Annotated in this window: 19 protein-coding genes and 2 pseudogenes; 10 read left to right on the top strand and 11 right to left on the bottom strand. The window is 69.4% G+C overall.

Features of this window, described 5'->3' with window-relative positions:
* Nucleotides 1–146: 146 nt before the first annotated feature.
* The 4 genes from ACIOFR_RS40340 to ACIOFR_RS40325 form a co-directional block, all read right to left on the bottom strand.
* A complete protein-coding gene (locus tag ACIOFR_RS40340; RefSeq protein WP_401005531.1) occupies nucleotides 147–995 on the bottom strand; it encodes a hypothetical protein in 849 nt (282 codons plus the stop codon).
* 141 nt (nucleotides 996–1,136) lie between these two features.
* Nucleotides 1,137–2,630: an APC family permease gene (locus tag ACIOFR_RS40335; RefSeq protein ID WP_401005529.1), complete on the bottom strand. Its 1,494-nt coding sequence runs from the start codon at nucleotides 2,628–2,630 to the stop codon at nucleotides 1,137–1,139.
* 303 nt (nucleotides 2,631–2,933) lie between these two features.
* The gene (locus ACIOFR_RS40330; protein WP_401005527.1) at nucleotides 2,934–3,779 is read right to left on the bottom strand and encodes an alpha/beta fold hydrolase; all 846 of its coding nucleotides are present in this window, start codon (nucleotides 3,777–3,779) and stop codon (nucleotides 2,934–2,936) included.
* A gap of 151 nt (nucleotides 3,780–3,930) precedes the next feature.
* On the bottom strand, nucleotides 3,931–4,542 hold the full coding sequence (locus ACIOFR_RS40325; RefSeq protein ID WP_401005525.1) for a helix-turn-helix domain-containing protein: 612 nt from the start codon (nucleotides 4,540–4,542) through the stop codon (nucleotides 3,931–3,933).
* A 110-nt stretch (nucleotides 4,543–4,652) separates the two neighbouring features.
* On the opposite strand from ACIOFR_RS40325, the gene ACIOFR_RS40320 reads away from it, so the two are divergent.
* On the top strand, nucleotides 4,653–5,465 hold the full coding sequence (locus ACIOFR_RS40320; RefSeq protein WP_401005523.1) for an IclR family transcriptional regulator: 813 nt from the start codon (nucleotides 4,653–4,655) through the stop codon (nucleotides 5,463–5,465).
* 17 nt (nucleotides 5,466–5,482) lie between these two features.
* On the opposite strand, the gene dmpG is transcribed toward ACIOFR_RS40320, so the two are convergent.
* The 5 genes from dmpG to ACIOFR_RS40295 are packed head-to-tail and all read right to left on the bottom strand — an operon-like array spanning nucleotide 5,483 to nucleotide 10,165.
* Nucleotides 5,483–6,499: a 4-hydroxy-2-oxovalerate aldolase gene (gene dmpG / locus ACIOFR_RS40315; protein ID WP_401005522.1), complete on the bottom strand. Its 1,017-nt coding sequence runs from the start codon at nucleotides 6,497–6,499 to the stop codon at nucleotides 5,483–5,485.
* 3 nt (nucleotides 6,500–6,502) lie between these two features.
* The gene (locus tag ACIOFR_RS40310) at nucleotides 6,503–7,441 is read right to left on the bottom strand and encodes an acetaldehyde dehydrogenase (acetylating) (protein ID WP_401005520.1); all 939 of its coding nucleotides are present in this window, start codon (nucleotides 7,439–7,441) and stop codon (nucleotides 6,503–6,505) included.
* Entirely contained in the window at nucleotides 7,438–8,241 is an 804-nt protein-coding gene (locus ACIOFR_RS40305) for a 2-keto-4-pentenoate hydratase (RefSeq protein ID WP_401005518.1), read from the bottom strand. The genes ACIOFR_RS40310 and ACIOFR_RS40305 overlap by 4 nt, the downstream gene beginning before the upstream one ends.
* Nucleotides 8,238–9,185: a 3-carboxyethylcatechol 2,3-dioxygenase gene (locus ACIOFR_RS40300; RefSeq protein ID WP_401005516.1), complete on the bottom strand. Its 948-nt coding sequence runs from the start codon at nucleotides 9,183–9,185 to the stop codon at nucleotides 8,238–8,240. The genes ACIOFR_RS40305 and ACIOFR_RS40300 overlap by 4 nt, the downstream gene beginning before the upstream one ends.
* Nucleotides 9,182–10,165, bottom strand: coding sequence for a zinc-binding dehydrogenase (locus tag ACIOFR_RS40295; protein ID WP_401005514.1), 984 nt, complete (start codon nucleotides 10,163–10,165; stop codon nucleotides 9,182–9,184). Before ACIOFR_RS40295 ends, ACIOFR_RS40300 begins: the two co-directional genes overlap by 4 nt.
* Before the next feature lie 102 nt (nucleotides 10,166–10,267).
* Between ACIOFR_RS40295 and ACIOFR_RS40290 the strand changes: the two genes are divergently transcribed.
* The 9 genes from ACIOFR_RS40290 (at nucleotide 10,268) to ACIOFR_RS40250 (ending at nucleotide 18,135) form a co-directional block, all read left to right on the top strand.
* Nucleotides 10,268–11,623 (top strand): SRPBCC family protein, encoded by a 1,356-nt coding sequence (locus ACIOFR_RS40290; protein ID WP_401005512.1) that lies wholly within the window; start codon nucleotides 10,268–10,270, stop codon nucleotides 11,621–11,623.
* On the top strand, nucleotides 11,623–11,958 hold the full coding sequence (locus ACIOFR_RS40285) for a non-heme iron oxygenase ferredoxin subunit (protein WP_401005510.1): 336 nt from the start codon (nucleotides 11,623–11,625) through the stop codon (nucleotides 11,956–11,958). Before ACIOFR_RS40290 ends, ACIOFR_RS40285 begins: the two co-directional genes overlap by 1 nt.
* Nucleotides 11,955–13,190: an NAD(P)/FAD-dependent oxidoreductase gene (locus ACIOFR_RS40280; protein ID WP_401005508.1), complete on the top strand. Its 1,236-nt coding sequence runs from the start codon at nucleotides 11,955–11,957 to the stop codon at nucleotides 13,188–13,190. Before ACIOFR_RS40285 ends, ACIOFR_RS40280 begins: the two co-directional genes overlap by 4 nt.
* The gene (locus tag ACIOFR_RS40275) at nucleotides 13,187–13,759 is read left to right on the top strand and encodes a 3-phenylpropionate/cinnamic acid dioxygenase subunit beta (RefSeq protein ID WP_401005506.1); all 573 of its coding nucleotides are present in this window, start codon (nucleotides 13,187–13,189) and stop codon (nucleotides 13,757–13,759) included. Before ACIOFR_RS40280 ends, ACIOFR_RS40275 begins: the two co-directional genes overlap by 4 nt.
* A 71-nt stretch (nucleotides 13,760–13,830) precedes the next feature.
* Nucleotides 13,831–14,688, top strand: a complete 858-nt coding sequence (locus ACIOFR_RS40270; RefSeq protein WP_401005504.1) for an alpha/beta fold hydrolase — start codon at nucleotides 13,831–13,833, stop codon at nucleotides 14,686–14,688.
* Nucleotides 14,685–15,548 carry an SDR family NAD(P)-dependent oxidoreductase gene (locus ACIOFR_RS40265; RefSeq protein ID WP_401005502.1) on the top strand — a complete coding sequence of 288 codons (864 nt, stop codon included), beginning with the start codon at nucleotides 14,685–14,687 and terminating at the stop codon, nucleotides 15,546–15,548. The genes ACIOFR_RS40270 and ACIOFR_RS40265 overlap by 4 nt, the downstream gene beginning before the upstream one ends.
* Before the next feature lie 57 nt (nucleotides 15,549–15,605).
* Nucleotides 15,606–17,195 carry a long-chain-fatty-acid--CoA ligase gene (locus ACIOFR_RS40260; RefSeq protein ID WP_401005500.1) on the top strand — a complete coding sequence of 530 codons (1,590 nt, stop codon included), beginning with the start codon at nucleotides 15,606–15,608 and terminating at the stop codon, nucleotides 17,193–17,195.
* A complete protein-coding gene (locus ACIOFR_RS40255) occupies nucleotides 17,192–17,611 on the top strand; it encodes a hypothetical protein (protein ID WP_401005499.1) in 420 nt (139 codons plus the stop codon). The genes ACIOFR_RS40260 and ACIOFR_RS40255 overlap by 4 nt, the downstream gene beginning before the upstream one ends.
* A 35-nt stretch (nucleotides 17,612–17,646) precedes the next feature.
* Nucleotides 17,647–18,135 (top strand): AraC family transcriptional regulator ligand-binding domain-containing protein, encoded by a 489-nt coding sequence (locus tag ACIOFR_RS40250; RefSeq protein ID WP_401005497.1) that lies wholly within the window; start codon nucleotides 17,647–17,649, stop codon nucleotides 18,133–18,135.
* A gap of 10 nt (nucleotides 18,136–18,145) precedes the next feature.
* Here ACIOFR_RS40250 and ACIOFR_RS40245 read toward each other — a convergent pair.
* Together ACIOFR_RS40245 and ACIOFR_RS40240 are read right to left on the bottom strand one after the other, a co-directional pair.
* Nucleotides 18,146–18,271 (bottom strand): annotated as a pseudogene (locus ACIOFR_RS40245) (IS630 family transposase); the annotation flags it as partial.
* A gap of 67 nt (nucleotides 18,272–18,338) precedes the next feature.
* Nucleotides 18,339–19,379, bottom strand: a pseudogene (locus tag ACIOFR_RS40240) (IS4 family transposase); the annotation flags it as partial.
* Between the last annotated feature and the right edge of the window lie 438 nt (nucleotides 19,380–19,817).

Below are 19,817 nucleotides of genomic sequence, written 5' to 3'. Positions count from 1 at the left end.
CACCAGGCAGACACGCGCAGCAGCCGCCGATCGATGGAACCTCACCCTCACCAGTGAAGATCACCAACAGCATCCCGATTACGGGCCAGAGCCGAAATTCTGATACTCCCTTGGCAGAACGGGAGTTGACGGGTGGGGGACGTGGGTTATGGCTGGAGGATGTCGCGCCATCGAATGAACAGGGTTTGCGGGTCGCCGCAGTAGGACCAAGGGGTGCGGGTGGCCCGGTTTCCCAGGTGCCGGAAGACTATGGCGGCCTTTTCGGTGAGACGGGCGAATACCAGTCCGTGGGCGAGGAGGTTCAAGTCCGTGACGTCCTGGGCGTATTCGACGGCATCGCGATGCATAATCCATTTGTCGAATGTGGTGTTCAGGCTGTAGAGGGTCATGCCGTTTACCCAGTGGAATGAGAGGCCCAATGCGTTCTTTCCTTCGGTGCGCAGCCTCTCGCGATAGTGCTCGACGTGGGCGGCTTGGGTGAGGGCCGCGAGTGGGGAGCCGAGTGGTGCTGCGGTCGCGGTGTCCCGGGCGAAGTCGTACATCCTGCCGTGGGAGCCGTGCCAGCGGGCGGATATGTGACGCAGGAGCTGGTGGTGGGCTTCGCGTGAGTAGGGGTCTCGGGCGCGGATCTCCTGCCACCAGGTGCGGGTGTCGGGGTGTCCGTTGCCGTACAGGCGGGCGAGGGTGAGCAGGGACACCCACGGCATGGGATCCGCGGGGAACGCTTGGCTGGCCTCAAGGCAGAGGCGGGCGGCTTTGTTGAGGTGCTGCCAATCGAAGACATCCCGGTCGGTGGGCGGCGGAGTGTCCTGATACTTGTGCGCGAGTGTGTGGAACAACCGCATGACCACGGTGTCGGCCCGCACAACCAGGGCGTCGGCATTGTGTGGTTCGGCTATCTGCCAGCTTTCCATGGTGCGGGAGCTGGCGGCGTGCTCGGCGAGAAGTCTGATCTGATGGGTGCGGCGGTCCCAGTCGTGGCCGGTGGCGTGCAACAGGTCCCGTGCGCCTTGCCAGCGCCCGAACCGCAAGTCTTCCAGGGCTTCGGCAAGTGGCAGGTCGCCGAGGGCGGGGTCGTAGTGAGGGGTTTGCCCGTGACGCGTGTGCGGGGGTCTACGCGGTGTCATGGCGAGGGGTCACAGGTCGCCGACGCGGCCGTCGTAATGGTCGGAAACGAGGGGGATGGTCGCGCTGTGGTGGGGTTCGATGAGGTCCGCGGCTTCGGCGTCCAGGCGGTTGTGGGGCGTGTAGAAGTCGCTGCCCGCGCGCCTGTACCAGATGAGGGGGAGGGCGCCGGCAGCCAGGGCGCCGAGTCCGATCTGCAGGGTTGCGGCGTCCAGGGTCAGGAGGGACTGGCAGAGCACCCACAGCATGAACAGGGAGCCGGCTAGCGGGAGCAGGCCGATGAACACGGCGTTGGATACGGATCTGAGGAGCAGCTTGCGGTATGCGACGACGACCGCGGTCCCGGCGAGGCAGTAGTAGACCGTGATCTGCAGGCCGATGGCGCTGAAGGCGTCGGAGAGGATCGTGCTGATCGGTCCGAGCGTGCTGGAGGCGATGAGGAGAACGAGTGAGACCGCGGTGACCGCTGCGACGGCTACCCAGGGCGTCTTCCACTGCGGGTGGGTCAGGCCGAAGGCGGCCGGAACGGTGCGGTCACGCCCCATGGCGAAGAGTGTGCGGCTGACCTGGATCAGCGTGGTCTCCAGGGTGGCGATGGTGGAGAACATCACGGCGATCACCATGACCTTGCCACCCCATCCCGGCCACAGGGCGTCGCCGAGGGCCGCGAGGACCGTTTCACTGTTCGCCTGGATGTCCGGCTGGGAAAGGACCAGATTCACTGCGATCGTGAGGATCTCGAACAGCACCAGCGAGCTGCACAGGCCGAGCAGCCCGCCCCAGCCGGAGCCACGCCCGGTCCTGCTGGTTTCCTCACCGAGATTGGCAGTGACGTCCCAGCCCCAGAAGTAGAAGGCCGCGATAAGGGCGACGCTGGCAAAGCCCTGGGCGCCGCCCACCCCGGTGAGATCGAACAGCCACGACCACGAGAACACCTGGACGCCCCCACGAGCCACAGCGGTGATCCCGACAACCAGCAAGATCGTGACCTCGATCCCGGTCATCAGCCATTGGGCGCTGGCGGTGATCCGCGCTCCCATCACCACCACCGCCGACATGAGTAGGAACCACAAGGCACCGACCGCTGTGGCGAGCATCTGGTCGTGCGGCCAACTGACCGGCAGCAGCGACAAGGTGTAGGAGCCGGCGGGAAGGGCCGCGGCGACCATGAAGATCGTTGCCGAGACCACCAGGGCCCATCCACTGATGAAACCCAGCACCGGGTGCAGGGCCCGGGCGACCCACGAGTAGCTCGCCCCGGCATTGGCGTCCAGGCGGCCGAGGTACTTGAATGCCAGCGCTACCCCCGTCATGGGCAGGGCGCACCAGAACAGGCTGGCGGGACTGGCCAGTCCCGCTGCTGCAGCCAGCACCGCTGTGGTCGCGGCGAGGGTGTACGCGGGTGCGGTGCCTGCGATGGCCATCACCACCGCGTCCGCAGCCCCGAGCGCGTTCGCCCGCAGGCCGCCGCTGCGCGGTGTCGGCCGAGTGTGCCTGTGCATCATGTCGTCTCCGGGGGGGTGTCGCCGATAGGTGGCCGGGCCGGACGGTTCTGGCGGTGCGAGCCGCCACTTCTGATGGGTGCGTGCCTAGCCGCGTGCGTCTGCCGTGCGAGGCACCGCATTTTCGGGTGTTTCTCAGCGTTTCTTTTCCTTGGCTTCTTTCGGCTTGCGTGGGCCGAATACCGTGCGGAGGAAGGAGGCGTTCTCGGCGATCTGGACGCGCTCGCTGTGGGCCTCGGCCAGCAGGCTGACGGACCCTTTTGCTCCTTCGGAGCGGGTTGACGTTGACGGGGTGGGAGTCGCCCGTCAGCCCAGCTTCGTGACGATGTCCGCCACTCGCCCTGGCATCGACAGGAAGGGCGAGTGGCTGGAGTCGAGTGTCACCACGGAGGTCGGGTTGTCCGGGAAGGCGGCGTCCGCGTCGCTGATGAACTTCTGCTGAAGGGCCGGACGGACGGTCATGTCCCGAGTGCAGGCGACGTAGGTGCGCGGCACCGACCCCCAGCCTTCGCGGGTGAGCGTGGTGCTGCCGAGCGCTATGCCGATCGGGGCGTCGGGTGTCAGCAGTCCGAGGGCGGCTTCCGCGACGGCCGGATCGACGTCGCCGGCGAACATGTCGCGCAGTTGCCCGCGGTAGGCGGGGTCGTCGGAGGCGAGGTCGAGCCGCAGGGCGCCGATCACCGAGGGGTCGGCGCGGAAGGACGAGGCGATGAGCGCATCCGCGTTCTCGGGCATCTGTGTGTAGGCGAGGGCCGGGACGTCCGAGGCGGGCATGAAGGCGGCCAGGTAGACCGCGTGCGCGACGAGCTCGGGAGCCAGCTGCGCTGCCCGGGTCAGTACGGCGCCGCCCATGCTGTGGGCGACCACCGTGACGGGGCTGCCTCCGCCGACCTCCTTAATCTGCGAGATCAGCAGGTCGCTTGCCTGGTCGAGGTCCACCCCCGCCACCGGCGATACCTCGGAGGCCAGGGCCTCGGGGGCAAGGGGGCGTCTGGTGAGGCACTGCGGGCGCGCGGCACGCAGCCCGTGCCCCGCCATGTCCACCGCCACGGCCGACCGGCCGGCCGCCGCCACGTGGGTGATGACCTCACTCCAGCACCAGGATCCGTGCCAGTAGCCGTGCAGGAAGAGCAGGTTCGAACGAGCGCTCATGATCACTCCTTTGTGACAGCCGGCTCCCGTCAACGGTTGCTCCGGAGACAGCTGCGGACAACTGCGGAGGATTCAACTGAACGCGAGGAAGGGCGGCCAATCGTCGTTCCGTCCAGCGGCACGACCCCGGGAAATTGGGAGGAGCGTCATGTCAAGACTGGCCTTGGATGACCGTGGGACTGATCTGTCTCACCTGCGGCAGCGTCGTGACCATGTGGGCGATCACGCGGTCGCTCAGGCAGAGGTGCTGGTGGGGGACGTCACCGGGGAAACGGACGAAGTCACCGGCGGCGAGGTCCACCGGCTCGCTGAGCGGGCCCGTGCGCAGCTTTCCGGTGATGACGTAGATGTGGTGCAGCGTGCCGGCGGCGTGCGGGCCGACCGGCTCCGGCTGCCTCCCGCCGCGCTCCAGGCGCAGCACCAGGGTACGGACGTATCCCGACCCGTAGACCTCGTCCAGAAGCCGCTCCGACCAGTTCCCGGCGTCGGTCCACTCGCCCTCGTCGTGCCGCTGGACGTAGACCGGAGTGCCCCACTCGGTCAGAAGACGGCGGGCCGGGACGTCGAGCGCCGCGCCGAGCAGGGAGAGCGTCTCCACGGTGGGGTTGCCCGAGCCCTGCTCGATCTTCGAGAGCGTCTGCTTCGACAGGCCGGAGCGCCGGGCCAGCTCACCCAGTGACATCGCCCGCTCCAGCCGGAATCGCCGGACGTTCCGGGCGACCAGCTCGTTCTCGTGGCCGACGTCGTCACTTTTAATGTACATCACGTCATTGTTGACGAACGGACGGGTATCTGGCCACCCTTGTCACGTAAAGCCGTCCGAACGGTGTACTGAAGTTGACGCCGCCCCCTCGAAGCTGAGGTGAACCCGCCATGACCACCGCATCTGTCGCCTCCCAGGCCCGCGACGACCGGGCCGCCATCGACAAGGCCGTCAGCCTTCTCGTCGCCTTCGGCGACAAGGCGAGCAGCGGAATCGGTGTCAGTGAGCTCGCGCGCCGGGCCCAGCTGAGCAAGTCGACCGCCCACCGGGTGCTGGGCATGCTGGAGCGCAACGGCGTCGTGGAACGGGTGGGGACAGACTACCGCCTCGGCGAGCGGCTGCACGAACTGGGCCGTGCCGTGTACGCGCCCGGCCAGGAGCGGGTCCGGGACCTGCTCTTGCCGTATCTGACGGACCTCTACGAACTCGCCCGGCACACCGCCCACCTGGCCGTGCTCCACGGCCACGAGGTGGTCTACCTCGCCAAGCTCTACGGCCACCGCCCGGCGCCGGTCCCCTCCCGCATCGGCGGACGGCTGCCCGCGCACGCCACGGCGGTCGGCAAGGTCATGCTCGCCTACGACTCCGAAGCGGCCGCGCAGGCGCTTGCCGGGTCGCTCCGCCGGTTCACCGACCACACGGTCACCGATCCCGACGAACTCTCCGCCGAACTGGACCGCATCCGTCTGGTCGGGGTCGCCTTCGACGACGAGGAGAGCCGGCTAGGTCTGAGCTGTGTCGCCGCTCCCGTGCTGGACCGCACCGGCCGGGCGGTGGCCGCTCTCTCCGTCTCGGGTCGACGCGGCCACATCGACACGCGCCGGCTGAGCGCCGACGTACGCCGCGTCGCCGTGGCCGCCTCGCGGACATGGGCGGTCGGGCGGGCGGCGCAGCAGCGAGTCGGCCGACTGCCGCGCCCGTGAACCCCTGAGGCCGACCTTCAGCTCCGAGCCGCTCCCACCAGATCCAGCGCGATGTCCACGATCATGTCCTCCTGCCCGCCGACCAGTCCGCGTCGGCCCACCTCGAGCAGGATGGTGCGCACGTCGACGCCGTACTGGCGGGAAGCGGCCTCCGCGTGACGCAGGAAACTGGAGTAGACGCCGGCGAAACCGAGCGTGAGGGTCTCGCGGTCGACCTGGACGGGACGGTCCTGCAGGGGGCGTACGAGATCGTCCGCGGCGTCCTGCAGGGCGAGCAGGTCGCAGCCGTGCTTCCAGCCGGTCAAGGTGGCCACGGCGATGAACGGCTCGATCGGGCAGTTGCCAGCGCCTGCGCCGTGTCCGGCGAGCGACGCGTCCACTCGGGTTACCCCCTCCTCGACCGCGACCACCGAATTGGCCACCGCCAGGGACAGGTTCTGGTGGGCGTGAATGCCGATCTGCGTCTGCGGACTCAGGACGTCCCGGTAGGCGCGGACCCGCTCCCGTACCCCGTCCATGGTGAGGCGGCCGCCGGAGTCGGTGACATAGACGCACTGGGCGCCGTAGGACTCCATCAGGCGTGCCTGCTCGGCCAGTTGGGCGGCCGGGGCCATATGGCCGAGCATCAGGAAGCCGGAGACGTCCATGCCGAGTTCACGGGCCGTGGCGATGTGCTGGGCGGCCACGTCGGCCTCGGTGCAGTGGGTGGCGATGCGCACGGAACGCACACCGAGCGCGTAGGCGTCCTTGAGGTCCGCGACGGTGCCGATGCCGGGGAGCAGGAGCGTGGTGAGCGTGGCGCGTTCGAGGACGGAGGCGGCGGCCTCGATCCACTCCCAGTCGGTGTTGCTGCCGGGGCCGTAGTTGACCGAGCCGCCGGCCAGTCCGTCGCCGTGGGCGACCTCGATGGCGTCGACACCGGCCGCGTCGAGGGCTGCGACGATGCGCCGGACGTCGGCGGGTGCGATGCGGTGCCGTACGGCGTGCATGCCGTCCCGGAGGGTGACGTCCTGGACGTACAGGTTGGTGGTCATGGTTCAGGCCCCCTGTCGTGCGTGCTGGGCGATGCGTTCGGCGGTGCGCAGGGCGGCCGAGGTCATGATGTCGAGGTTGCCGGCGTAGGAGGGCAGGTAGTGCGCGGCGCCCTCCACCTCCAGGAAGACCGACAACCGGGTCGTTACCTTCGGTGCGTCGGGGGGCATGAGGGTGTGGACGGGCTCGTCCGCCGGTACGGGCGTGAACTGGACGTCCTGCTTGAGCCGGTAGCCGGGGACGTACTTGGCGACCTCGGCCGCCATGTCGGTGACGGAGGCGCGGATCGCGTCGTGGTCGGCGTCGCCGATCAGGCAGAACACGGTGTCCCGCATGATCAGGGACGGTTCGGCGGGGTTGAGGACGATGATCGCCTTGCCGCGTGTCGCTCCGCCGACCGTCTCGATGGCCGCGGACGTGGTCTGGGTGAACTCGTCGATGTTGGCGCGGGTGCCGGGCCCGGCGGACCTGGAGGCGATGGACGCGACGATCTCGGCGTAGGGGACCGGTGTCGTGCGCGCGACGGCGTGGACGATCGGGATGGTGGCCTGGCCTCCGCAGGTGACCATGTTGACGTTCGCGGCGGCCAGGTGGTCGTCCAGGTTGACCGGCGGGACGACGAACGGGCCGATGGCTGCCGGGGTCAGGTCGATCAGGCGCTTGCCGTACGGTGCGAGCCTGGCCGCGTTGGCGATGTGGGCCTTGGCTGAGGTGGCGTCGAAGACGATGTCGATGTCGTCGAAGCCGTCCAGCGCGACGAGGCCCTCGACGCCCTCGTGGGTGGTGGGCACCTTGAGTCTGCGGGCGCGGGCGAGGCCGTCGGAGGTCGGGTCGATGCCGACCATGGCCGCCATCTCGAGCGCCTCCGAGAGCCGCAGGATCTTGATCATCAGGTCGGTTCCGATGTTGCCGGATCCGACCACGGCGACCTTCGTCTTCTTCATGCCGGGTCCTTGTCGGTGAATGTGGCGGTGACTGTGCCGAGCCGGGGGATCTCCGCTCGGACGGTGACGCCCCCGGAGACGCTGACCATGGGGCCGAGCGCGCCGGAGAGGACGACCTGGCCCGCGAGCAGCGGGTCTCCGTACGCCTGTGCCGTGCGGGCCAGCCACCACAGGGCGGTCAGCGGGTCGCCGAGGCAGGCGGCGCCGTCGCCCTCGGAGACGAGGACGTCGTCCACGTACATGCGCATCGTCGCCTCGCGTGGCTCGAACGCCCGCAGCGGCAGCCGGGACTCGCCGAGCACGTACAGACCACTGGAGGCGTTGTCGGCGACGGTGTCGGTGATGGTGATGTCCCAGTCGGCGATGCGGCTGTCCACGATCTCCAGGGCCGGCACCGCGTAGGAGACCGCCGCGCGGACGGCTGCCGCGTCGAGGTCGTCCGTGTCCAGGTCGGCGCCGAGGACGAAGGCGATCTCGGCTTCCGCCTTGGGCTGCAGCAGCCGGCCTGTGGGCACCGGCTCGGGGCCGGAGACGTCCATGTCGGCGAAGAGGACACCGAAGTCCGGCTGGTCGACGCCGAGTTGGCGCTGGACCGCGGGCGCGGTGAGGCCGATCTTGCGGCCGGTGACAACGGCCCCGGCGGCCAGCCGCCGCCGGGTGAGCAGGCGTTGCACGGCGTAGGCGCTGGCCACGTCCGTCGTGCCGAGCAGGTCGCGCACAGGCGCGCAGGGTTGCTTCTTGGCCGCCGCGGTCTCCAGCCGGTCCGCGGCCTGGTCGGCCACCTGTTCCCGTGTGCTCATCGATCTGTCTCCTGTGCCGCCGTCGCCACGGCGAAGCCCGCGATCCATTCGGGGATCGGAGCGTAGAAGTGGGAGGTCATCCGGTAGTCACCGGTGGCCGCGAGCGAGGCGAACGCTGCGATCCAGGTACGTACTTCGTGGGCCGAGCCGCCGCCCTCGGCAGCCATCCACTCCACCGACCAGGAGTCCACGTCCGCGAGGCGGCGGCTCTCCAGCGTGTCCAGGACGTGGTTGTCCCAGGCGGGGTTGATGGGGATCATGCGGGTGGAGCCGGCGGCGTAGTCGCGACCAGCCTGAATGACCCGTTCCTCGCCCCGGGCCCGCTGTTCGGGGGTGGGCGGGTGTCCCTCGATGAGGGCGTCCGCGACGCGGGGCGGCGCTCCGTTGAGGACCGGGACGGGCGGGTCGTGAGAGAGCCCGCCGGAGCCGAGGAAGAGCACCCTGCGGTCCAGCTCGGCCGCCGCCTGGCCGATGGCCGTGCCCAGAGCCCGGATGCGGCTCACGGGACCGAGCGGGGTGGCGACGCCGTTGACGAAGACGGGGACGACCGGGACCTTGTCGATGCCGCCGAAGAGGACCTCCAGCGGCTGCACGAAACCGTGGTCGACCGTCATCCGCGCCGAGACGGTCAGGTCCACGCCACGGTCCAGCACACCGCGCGCGAGGGCGCGGGCGGCCTCGGTGTCGACCGACAGCGGGCCCGCCGCGGAGCCGAAGTCGCCCACGGCGCTCGCTTCGGTGGCCAGGCAGAAGGGTGGCATCTCCTTGTAGAAGAAGCCGTTGTAGTGGTCCGGGGCGTACAGGACGACCAGGTCGGGGTTGAAGGCGCGGACGAAGGAGCGTGCGCCCTCGACCGCTTCCTCGACGGCGGCGAGGGTCTCGGGGGCGGGGTCGTTCTTCCCGATCAGGGGGGAGTGGGACAGCCCGACGGCGGCAACGGTCACGATGGTTCTTCCTGAGGGTGGATGACGAGCTTGCCGGTCAGCCGCCCGTCGAGCATGAGCTGGAAGCCCTTGTGGATCTCGTCCAGAGGAAGGGCGCGGTCGATGACCGGGCGCAGTCCGGTGGCGTCCATCAGCTTCAGCAGGGCGACCAGTTCGCCGCGGGTGCATCCGGTGGAGCCGAGGATGCGCTGCTGGAGGTAGAAGACACGGCCCAGATCGGCCGGCGGGTTGGTACCGCTGGTGGCGCCGGCGACGACCAGGGTGCCGCCCGCTCTCAGCGCTTTGAGGGAGTGCGACCAGGTCGCCTCGCCGACCGTCTCGATGACGACGTCCACCCGCTCGGGCAGCCGCTCGCCGGTCGGTACGGCCTGGCGGGCGCCCCAGGACTCGGCCTGCGCCCGCTTGTCCGCACTGCGGCTGGTGGCGTAGACGACGGCCCCGGCGGCGACGGCCAGCTTGATCGCCGCCGAGGCGACGCCGCCCCCCGCCCCCTGGACGAGCACCCGGTCACCCGCCCGGATCCCGGCCTGGGTGAAGAGCATGCGGTACGCGGTGCCCCAGGCGACGGGCAGACAGGCGGCCTCGTCGAAGGTGAGCCAGGACGGCTTGGGGACGAGGTTGCGGGTGGGCACGGACAGGTATTCGGCGAAGGCCCCGTCGTGCCGCTCCGACAGCAGGGCACGGCCCGGATCGAGGGTCTCGTCGCCCGAGCCTGCGTCCGGGTCGGCGATCACCGGGTGGACCAGTACTTCGTGGCCGTCCTCGTCGTAGCCGGCGGCATCGCAGCCGAGGACGATGGGCAGCCGCTCGGGCGGGTGGCCGACGCCTCGCAGCGTCCACAGGTCGTGCATGTTGAGCGACGACGCGACGACACGGACCAGCGACCACCCGGGCCGGTGTTCGGGCTGGGGAACGTCCCCCACGACGAGGCCGGCCAGCGGGTCGGTCGCGCTCTGGGAGACGGCGGTTGCGGCAAGCATGCGTTCACGTTCGCCCGCGCCGCCCACCGGCCGACAGCGCGTGTGCCGTCGTGCGGAACGACGGATGGAATCCCTCTGAGCTGCTGCTGTTCTCTTGGGGGCATGACCTCGACGATCGAACCTCAGGGCGCGGTTCCATCGGCCACCCCCGCCCCGCGCGGGGCCCTGCGGCGCCCGGCGGACCTGGCACGCACCATTGACGTCTCCGGGCTTGTCGACACCGAGGGCGGGCTGCTCGACCGTGTCGTCTTCACCGACCAGGAGCTGTACCGGCAGGAGCTGCGTCGCGTCTTCGCGCCTAGCTGGCTGTTCCTCGCCCACACCGACCAGTTCCACAAGCCCGGCGACTTCTTCACCACGTACATGGGCGAGGACCCGGTCATCGTCACCCTCGACCGCGACCGCCGGATCCGGGCCTACCTCAACTCCTGCCGCCACCGCGGCGCCCGCGTCTGTCGGGCCGACTTCGGGACCACCCGCAACTTCACCTGCACATACCACGGCTGGTCCTACAACCTCGACGGCTCCCTGGTCAGCGTGCCCAACAGGGAGGGCTACCCAAACTCGTTCCAGGCGGGGGAGTGGGGGCTGGTGGAGGTCCCGCACGTGGAGACCTACCACGGGCTGATCTTCGGCACCTGGAACCCTGAGCCCCAACCGCTGCGGGAGTCGCTCGGCGACATGGCCTGGTACATGGACGCCATGCTCGACCACGACGAGCAGGGCACGGTCGTCGTCGGCGGAGTCCACAAGTGGGTTCTGGAGGGCAACTGGAAGCTCGCCGCCGAGCAGTTCGCCACCGACTGGTACCACGTGAACATGAGCCACGCCTCGGCGCTCATGGTGCTCTCGCCCTCCGGAAAGAAGCCCAGGGACGAGATCGTGCACCGCACCGGACGTCAGTACGTGGACCCCAAGGGACACGGCGCCGGTTTCCCAGTCCACCCCAAGAACCGCTTCGACGCGCAGGCCGTGCACGAGTGGATGGACTACGACGCGCTACGCAAGCGGCTGGGGGACGCCCGGGTCGATGGGCCGCTGACGAACGGGCACGCCACGGTCTTCCCCAACTTCTCCTACCTCCCGGTCAACGGATCGATCCGGATCTGGCATCCCAAGGGCCCGGACCGGATGGAGGTGTGGGCCTGGACCATCGTCGACAAGTCGATGCCCGAAGAGGTGCGCGAGGCCCAACGCCTCTACAACCTGCGCACGTTCGGTCCCAGTGGCGTCTTCGAGCAGGATGACGGCGAGAACTGGAGCGAGGCGCAGGCCATTTCCCACGGGTTCATCACCAACCGGGTCGCTCTCAACTACCAGATGGGCATGGACTCCGAACGTGAGGACGGCCGCTTCCCCGGACAGACCAGCGAGCTCTACAGCGACGCGGCCGGCCGGGCCTTCTACGGGCGCTGGCGCGAACTGATGAACACCCCCGCTTGGCATGAGGAGCAGTAATGAGTGAAGGCATCCGCGTCGCCGCCCTGAACGACATTCCCCAGGGCGAGGGCATCGCCATCGACAAGGCGATCACCGGGACGAAGGACGACATCGCGCTGCTGCGCGACACCGACGACAGCGTGTACGCCCTCGACGACACCTGTACACACGAGACCGCCTCGCTCGCCGAAGGCTGGGTGGAGGACGGCTACGTCGAGTGCCCCTTGCACTCCAGCAGGTTCTGCCTGAAGAACGGCGAGGTCCAGGGTCTTCCCGCGACGAGGAACACCTGCCCGCACCGCGTCGAGGTGCGCGACGGCGAGGTCTACCTGTTCCCCGGGGAGACTCCGTGACCGAGCGCGTGGTGATCGTGGGCGGCGGCATCGCCGGTGTCCGCACGGCCGACGCCCTGCGCACGGGAGGTTTCGACGGTGACATCACGCTCGTGGATGGCGGGGTGTTCCCCTACGACCGGCCGCCGCTGTCGAAGGAGTTCCTGGCCGGTACCAAGGACATCAAGCAGATCGCGCTCCAGCCGTCGCAGTGGTACGATGACCACCTTGTCCGTCTTCTCAACCAGACGGTCGTCGCGGCTCTGCGCCCCCGCGAGGGGAAGGTGGAGCTCGCGGACGGCACCCTGCTGCCCGCCGACCGCGTGGTGCTCGCCACGGGAGGTAACGCGGCGCGACCGCCGATCCCCGGCGGCGGCAGCGAGCGCGTGCATGTACTGCGCACCGCCGAGGACGCGGACCGGCTGCGTCCACAACTGGTTCCCGGCGCACGTCTGTTGATCGTGGGCGCCGGACTCATCGGCGCGGAGGTCGCCTCCACTGCGGTGCGGCTCGGCTGCGAGGTCGGCCTGGTCGACCCGCTGGCCGCACCCCTGATGGCCCCGCTCGGCTCGGAACTGGCCACCTGGCTGCACGATTTGCACACCTGGCACGGGATCACGACCGTCCAGGCCGCCGTGGAGTCGTTCACCGACCGCGGTGACCACATCGAGGCGCGGCTCGCCGGCCGGCGCGGGTCACGGGCGTACGACGCCGTCGTCCTCGGAGTCGGCATGGTGCCGCACACCGGGCTCGCCGAGCGGGCGGCCATCGAGGTCGACCGCGGGATCCTGGTCGACGCCGGGCAGGTGACCTCCAACCCGGCCGTCCTCGCCGTGGGCGACCCCTCCCGTATGCGCGGTGCGCCCCGCGCCGAGCACTGGGAAGCCGCTCAGCACGACGGCGCCAGGGCGGCCGCCACCATCCTCGGTGCCGAGGCACCCGCGCCCACGGCGCCTTGGTTCTGGACGGCCCGGCACGGCCGTCATGTCGAGGCGGTCGGGCACATGGAGTCCGCCGCGGAGACCGTCGTGCGGGGAACGTTCGACGATCCCTCCTTCGCGGTCTTCGGACTGCGCGACGGGTATGTGGTCGCGGCCGCCGCCGTCGACGACTCCGCCGCGGTACGCGCCGCCCGCCGCATGATCGACCGCCGTGTCCCGGCCGACGCCGGACGACTGTCCGACCCGGCCGTGAACCTGCGCGCGCTGCTGCGCACCGCGCCACAAGGGAGAAGGGACGAAACGACACCGTGAGCACGACCACCGAGCCGCTCGGGACGCGCGCCGGACTGCGCGCCGACCGCGACACGCACTTCCAGGTCGAGCAGTTCTACTACGAGGAGGCCGCCCTCCTTGACGACGGCCGCTACGCGGACTGGCTGGACCTGCTCGCCGACGACCTTGACTACTGGATGCCCACCCGCACCAACCGGTTGCGCCGGCAGCAGGCGCTGGCGGTGGCCGCGCGGGGTGAGGCCGCGTTCTACGACGAGACCAAGGAGAGCCTGGCCTGGCGCATTCGCCGGTTCGACTCCGGCATGGCCTGGGCCGAGGACCCGCCGTCCCGGACCCGCCACCTGGTGACGAACGTGATGGTCGGGCACATCGACCCGGCCGAGCACGCGGAGTTCACCGAGAACGACCTGCACGTGCGCTCTGCGTTCCTGGTCTACCGCAACCGTCTCGAACGTGAGGAGAACGTCTTCGCCGGCAGCCGTACGGACATCCTGCGGCGTGTCGGGGATGAACTGCGGGTGGCCCGTCGCACCGTCCTGCTGGACCAGAACCTGCTGCTGTCGAAGAACATCTCTACCTTCTTCTGACCTCCGCTGAGTCTTCCGACTCCTTGCGACTCCTTGTGTCTTCTGCTGCCTTCTTCTGATGGGGAACTGGTGTGACCGACTTCGAACTCAAGCACCACCGCGTGCCCACGTCCCTGGGCGAGATCGCCGTGGCCGAGACAGGTGAAGGACCGGTGCTGGTCATGCTGCACGGCGGTGGCCCCGGCGCCTCCGGTGTGAGCAACTACCACCAGAACCTCCCCGCCCTGGCACGGCACTTCCGGGTCGTCCTGCCGGACCAGCCGGGCTTCGGCGGCAGTTACCGCCCGACGGAGCAGGACCTGGAGGAGCGGTCGATCACCCAGATCGCGGTGGACGCCCTGTTCCAGGCACTTGACTCCCTCGGTATCGGCACCTTCCACCTGCTGGGCAACAGCCTCGGTGGAGCGGCCGCGCTCGCCATGGCCCAGCAGCGTCCCGAGCGGGTCACCCGGCTGGTGCTGATGGCACCCGGTGGCGGCTGGCTACCTTTCGGGCCGACGCCCACCGAGGGGCAGAAGGAGATGTTCCGTTACTACAACGGTGGCGGCCCCAGCGAGAAGAAGATGGCCGCCTTCATCCACACCATGGTCTTCGACCATAGGCAGTTCGGCGAGGATGTGGTCAGGGCCCGTTACGAGGCGTCCCTCGACGAGAGTCACATCGCCTTCTACCACCACTACAACGCGGCCTTCGCCCAGCGCGGCGGCATGGACCCGCTCTGGCGTGACCTGCACAAGATCAAGGCACCCACCCTGCTGCTGTGGGGCCGCGACGACCGCACCATCACGCTCGACGGCGCCCAGTTGATGCTCAAGCAGATCCGCGACGTGCAGCTGCACGTCTTCGGCCGGTGCGGCCACTGGGTCCAGCTGGAGCGGCAGCGTGAGTTCGAGGCCCTGGTCTCCGGCTTCCTGGCGGAGCAGCGGTGAGCGGGGGCTGGCTCGACGGGTACGCCGCGCTGATCACCGGCGGCGGTACCGGCATCGGCCGCGCGGTAGCCGAGCGCTTCCTCGCTGAGGGTGCCGCGGTCACGATCCTCGGCCGCCGCAAGGAGCAGTTGGACGAGGTCATGGCCGCCGCGCCCGACCCGTCCCGGATCCACGCCGTCACCGGTGACGTGCGTGACTCGGAGCGGCTGCACGCCGCCGTCGCCGAGACCGTCGACCGCTTCGGCAAGCTCGACACACTCGTCGCCAACGCCGGTGTGTGGGACTACCAGCGCCAGCTCACCCGGCTCGGCGCCGAGGAACTCGACACCGCCTTCGACGAGGTCTTCTCCGTCAACGTCAAGGGCTACCTCCTCGCCGCCGAGGCGGCCTGGCGGGAGCTGGTGAAGACCCGGGGCAGCATCGTCATGACGCTGTCCAACGCCTCCTTCTACGTCAACGGCGGCGGCCCCCTCTACACCGCCAGCAAGCATGCCTGCCTGGGCCTGATGCGGGAACTCGCCTACGAACTCGCTCCCAAGGTCCGCGTCAACGGGGTCGCCTGCGGCGGCATGAACACCGACCTGCGCGGCCCCCAGGCCCTTGCCCTCGGGGACCGCCCGATCTCGGCGTCCTTCGCCAAGAACGCCGAGAGGGCCAAGAACGGCACGCAGGGCGCCGACGAGCCGCCCCCGCTCATCCCGCTGCACGACTCCAGCACGGACCCGCGCGACTTCACCGCTTCGTACGTCCTGCTCGCCGCCCGCGAACAGAGCGGACCGATCACCGGACAGGCGATCTCCGTCGACGGCGGCATCGGCGTCCGCGGCTTCGCGCACGCCGCCGGTGGCGACCACCTGTAGGGCCGGCCCCACCACCATGACCCCGGACGATTTACTAAGCTCGACGAGGAGCGGAACGTGAAGAGACCTCACCCGCGCAACTCCGGCCTCCGGGTCGACCTCAACCCGGCAGCCATCGTCGCGCGCCACGCACGCCACCAGGGTGACAGCGCGGTGGTCCGCTATGCCGGAGGCGACCTCACCTACGCTCAACTGGATGACAAGGCAGCCCGGTTGGCACACGTCCTGCGAGCGGGAGGTGTCGCCGAAGGCGACCGGGTCGCCTATCTGGGCCTCAACAGCTCCGCGTTCCTGGTGACCATGCTGGCCGCCTTCCGGACCGGTGCGGTCTTCGTCCCGGTGAACTTCCGTCTCGCCGCGCCGGAACTGCGAGGTGTCCTCGGCGGCAGCGGCGCCGAAGTGATCGTCTGCGAGGAGGGGCACCGCGCGAGCGTCGAAGCGGTGCGTGGGGACACCGAGTTGAGGCGCTTCCTTCTGGTGGACGACGACCCGGAGGTGCCGGCGACCGAGGCAGACGGCTGGGAGCTCTGGTCGCAGCTGATCGACGAGGCCCCGCCCAGCCCCTTGCTCGTGCCGAAGTACGCCGACGACCCAGCCATCCTGATGTTCACCTCGGGCACGACCGGCACCCCCAAGGGCGTTGTGCTGACCCACGGCAACGCCTGGTGGAACTCCGTCAACGTCGAGCTGCGTCTTGACACCCGGCGCGGCGACGTGACGTACGCGGCCGCACCGCTGTTCCACATCGGAGCCCTAAACAGCTTCGTCCTGCGCACGCTCGTCCGCGGCGGCACCGTCGTGGTGCGCCGCTCCTTCGATCCGCAGACGTGTCTCGACGATCTGGTGACGCACCGGGTCAACTCGATGTTCGGTGTCCCGCAGATGTTCGCGGCACTGGCCCGTGTCCCCGAAGCCTTCGAGCGGGACCTGACCTCGCTGCGGACGGTCGTGGTCGCGGGCGCGCCGGTTCCCCCGTCTCTCGTCGAGCTCTACGCCCGCGAGGGCCTCCTGCTGCAGCAGGCGTGGGGCCTGACCGAGACCGCCCCGTTCGCCACGCATCTGCCGGCCGAACACACCCTGGACAAGCTCGGATCCGCCGGTATCCCCATGCCATACACGGAGGTGCGCGTCGTCGACGCCGTCACCAACGAGCCGGTGAAACCGAACGATCCGGGGGAGATCGTGGTGCGCGGCCCCAACGTCACCGCCGGCTACTGGAACAACCCGGAGGCCACGTCCGCGGCGTTCGACGACGAAGGCTGGTTCCACTCGGGGGACATCGGCTACGTCGACGAGGACGGCTGCCTCTTCATCGTCGACCGCTTGAAGGACATGATCATCAGCGGCGGTGAGAACGTCTACCCCGCCGAGGTCGAGCGCGTCCTCGCGGCCATGCCGGGCGTGGTCGACGTCGCGGTCGTCGGTGTGCCCGACGACCAGTGGGGGGAGGCCGTGGCCGCGGTGGTCACGGTAGCCGACCACGCGAAGATCACGCTGGACGACGTTCGCGAGTACACCGCGCGCCGGCTGGCCCGGTACAAGCTTCCCCGGCACCTGACGGTGGTCCGGGCCGTGCCGCGCAACGCGTCCGGCAAACTCGACAAAGCGGTCATTCGCCGCCTGGTAGCCGAGGGGGAGCAGACATGATCACGGCGCTCGACGTCCCGGGATGGGAGGCCTTCCGGACATTCCACACCCGTACCGCGGTCGACCTCCAGCTTCGCCGGAGTGGGGTGACCGTGGAGGTACGTCTGGAACGCTGCGTCTCGGGACGTCTGCGCGACACCTACCCCGTCGGCGCCCATGACGTGGAGGTGCGGATCGGAGCCGGGTGCCCGGAACCGATGCGTCCCGCCCTGCTGCGGGCCCTGTCGGACGCCGTCCAGGAAGCCGATCCACGCTGTCGGCGCGTCGTCCTCGCCGTCCCCGCCGGTGAGCCGGCAGGTGTCGCGGTGGCCGAGTCCGCCGGATTTCGGTACGCCGTCGACGTAGACCTCGGGGATGAGGAACTCAGCCTGCTGGTCACCGAGCCCGACTGGGGCACCAGCGCTGACAACGCCTGACCCAGCGCCGGTTTCTTCGGCGGTACCGTTTACGGATGCAGATGGAGATCCGGGCCGCAGCGATACGCGGCATCGATCGCCTCGCCGACAATCTCGGCGGCGACGGGGCGGCATTGCTGGCCGAGTTCGGTGTCTCCCCCGGTGACCTGGATTCCGATCACGGGCTGTTGTCGACGGTGACCGCCGGACGGATCCTGCGCCGCGCCACGAAGACACCCGACTGTCCGGATCTCGGGCTGCGCCTGGCGGCGTACCAGGACATGTCGATGCTCGGCCCGCTGGCCCTGACGGTCGGCAACTGCGACAGCATCGGAGAGGGCCTGGCCTGCGCGTCACGCTTCCTGTTCGTGCACAACCAGGGCATTCGCCTGTCCCGGGCGGACGATCCCGAGCGTTACTATGCGGGGTCGGGGCCGTCGAGTACCGGACGCTGCCAGAAGATCGTCAAGCACGCAGCACCTCAACACCTCGGCTGCTTCCAGCGGATCTCGAGGAGGCGGCGAACTTTGAGAGGACGTTACTGACTTCGGCTGGTCAGGGTGAGGTTGGGGTGTCGAGGGTCAGGCCGGTGCCGGCTATGAAGCCGTCGAGGGTGTCGGGCCGGTACTGCAGGCGTTTGAGCCGGTTGCGTACGAGGGCCTCGAGTCGGTCGAGAGCCGTTGTCGTGCATGAGCGAGCGGATGGCGTGGTGGACGAGCAGGTGGCCCCAGACCTCCTGCTCGACGCCTTCGGGCGAGCGGGAGCGCAGGACCTGGGCTGGGCCGCGTTGGTGGGTCTTGAGCTCGTCGAGGGCGGTCTCGATCTCCCATCGCTCGTTGTAGAGGGCCGCCAACTCTGTGGCGGGTGCGGCCTCGTGGTCGAGGATGCTGGTGATCAGCCGGTATGGAGTGTTCTGGGATGGGCGGCCGGGGTCGTCCAGGGTGTAGTCGATGACGCGCACCACGGTGGGATCGGCGCGTTTGCGGTGGTCGCGGGCGGCCACGATGTCCGAGAGGTACGAGCCGTCGGGGAGTTCCTGCCGGACGGGCAGTACGGAGTGGGACCTGATGCGCCACAGCAGGTCCGCACCGCCGGCCGAGGCCGCCCGCCATAGGTCCAGCCCAGCGAAGCCGCGGTCCGCCAAGAGGAGATCACCCCGCCCCAGGGCGCTGAACAGTTCGCGGGCCAGCACCGGTTCGGCGGTGGTGAACGGGCCGAGCGTCGCATGGGTGATCGCGTGAGTGCCGCACTCGGCCAGCGCGACCACCCGGACCTGCGGGAAGGCGGACCGCTCTCCACGGTGCGTCTTCGGACGGCCGAACCGGGCGGCGTTCTCCTCACTGTCCGGGACGTCGAAGGCCGTTCCGTCGATCGCCACGACGCGCCAACTCCCATACCAAGCACCGGAAGTCGAGGGTGTTGCCAGAGGGCGGGCCACCTCGGCGAACAGCGCCTTCAGGGGCTCCGGCCCGAGCTTGACCCGGGCGCGCGAGATCGCCGCGGTGGTCGGCACCTGCCACGACCCGGACCAGCGCCTGGCCCAGGCCAGCCCCTCGGTCAGCAGACGGGCGACCTCTTCATAGCCCTGCCCCGAGAACAGGCACATCGCCAGGACGAAGTAGACGACCACCCGCGGCGGCAGCAGTCGCTGACGCTGTCCGGACTTCCCGGACTCTTCCACGATCCGGTCTACCAACTCCGGCGAGAACGTCCGCGTCAACAGTCCGATCGCGATCCGGTCCGACAGCCGCTCGTCCGTCGCCGGCTTGACCTGCCCAGGGCGTGGCATCCAGGCACCTCCTGGGCAGGCAGCCTACCGGCAAAGATCCTTAAGTCACTGGTATTGACCCTAGCCCTGGCCCAGCACCCGCGTAGAACTACGTGTCTCGGCACCTGTAACCCGAGCCAGACACCCAGTAAGGCTCTGGGCAGTGGGCCGGGGAGGTAGAGCGCCGTTGTTGCGCGGCAGGAGTGCTGGACAACGCCGTCGGCGCTGGGCGGAATAGTGCTGAGGCAGCCCACCAGGCCATCCGAGCGCCGAGCTGATTCAGGGTCGGAGTCGCCGCCGCGCCTTCTGCGCGATGGTCCGGTTGTAGAGGCGGAATCCGTAGCCTGCCGGGTCCGTGTCCTTCTACAGGTACTGCCCCGTGTTGGCGACAGTGTCGATGGAGCGGCCGGACTCGGCGCCCTGCTTGCCGGTGACCAGGGTGCGGATGAAGACGATCCG

The sequence above is a fragment of the Kitasatospora sp. NPDC088346 genome (assembly GCF_044740765.1).
Classification (GTDB): domain Bacteria; phylum Actinomycetota; class Actinomycetes; order Streptomycetales; family Streptomycetaceae; genus Kitasatospora.
The sequence above is the reverse complement of the archived record's forward strand: the minus strand, read 5'-3'. Positions and strand labels throughout refer to the sequence as shown.

Bases quoted from the DNA above. Each gene is read 5' to 3' on its own strand.
- ACIOFR_RS40330 (WP_401005527.1), bottom strand. From the start codon at position 3,779: ATGAGCGCTCGTTCGAACCTGCTCTTCCTGCACGGCTACTGGCACGGA.
- ACIOFR_RS40305 (WP_401005518.1), bottom strand. From the start codon at position 8,241: ATGAGCACACGGGAACAGGTGGCCGACCAGGCCGCGGACCGGCTGGAG.
- ACIOFR_RS40320 (WP_401005523.1), top strand. From the start codon at position 4,653: ATGACCACCGCATCTGTCGCCTCCCAGGCCCGCGACGACCGGGCCGCC.
- ACIOFR_RS40285 (WP_401005510.1), top strand. From the start codon at position 11,623: ATGAGTGAAGGCATCCGCGTCGCCGCCCTGAACGACATTCCCCAGGGC.
- ACIOFR_RS40325 (WP_401005525.1), bottom strand. From the start codon at position 4,542: ATGTACATTAAAAGTGACGACGTCGGCCACGAGAACGAGCTGGTCGCC.
- dmpG (WP_401005522.1), bottom strand. From the start codon at position 6,499: ATGACCACCAACCTGTACGTCCAGGACGTCACCCTCCGGGACGGCATG.
- ACIOFR_RS40310 (WP_401005520.1), bottom strand. From the start codon at position 7,441: ATGAAGAAGACGAAGGTCGCCGTGGTCGGATCCGGCAACATCGGAACC.
- ACIOFR_RS40335 (WP_401005529.1), bottom strand. From the start codon at position 2,630: ATGATGCACAGGCACACTCGGCCGACACCGCGCAGCGGCGGCCTGCGG.
- ACIOFR_RS40255 (WP_401005499.1), top strand. From the start codon at position 17,192: ATGATCACGGCGCTCGACGTCCCGGGATGGGAGGCCTTCCGGACATTC.
- ACIOFR_RS40250 (WP_401005497.1), top strand. From the start codon at position 17,647: ATGCAGATGGAGATCCGGGCCGCAGCGATACGCGGCATCGATCGCCTC.
- ACIOFR_RS40290 (WP_401005512.1), top strand. From the start codon at position 10,268: ATGACCTCGACGATCGAACCTCAGGGCGCGGTTCCATCGGCCACCCCC.
- ACIOFR_RS40295 (WP_401005514.1), bottom strand. From the start codon at position 10,165: ATGCTTGCCGCAACCGCCGTCTCCCAGAGCGCGACCGACCCGCTGGCC.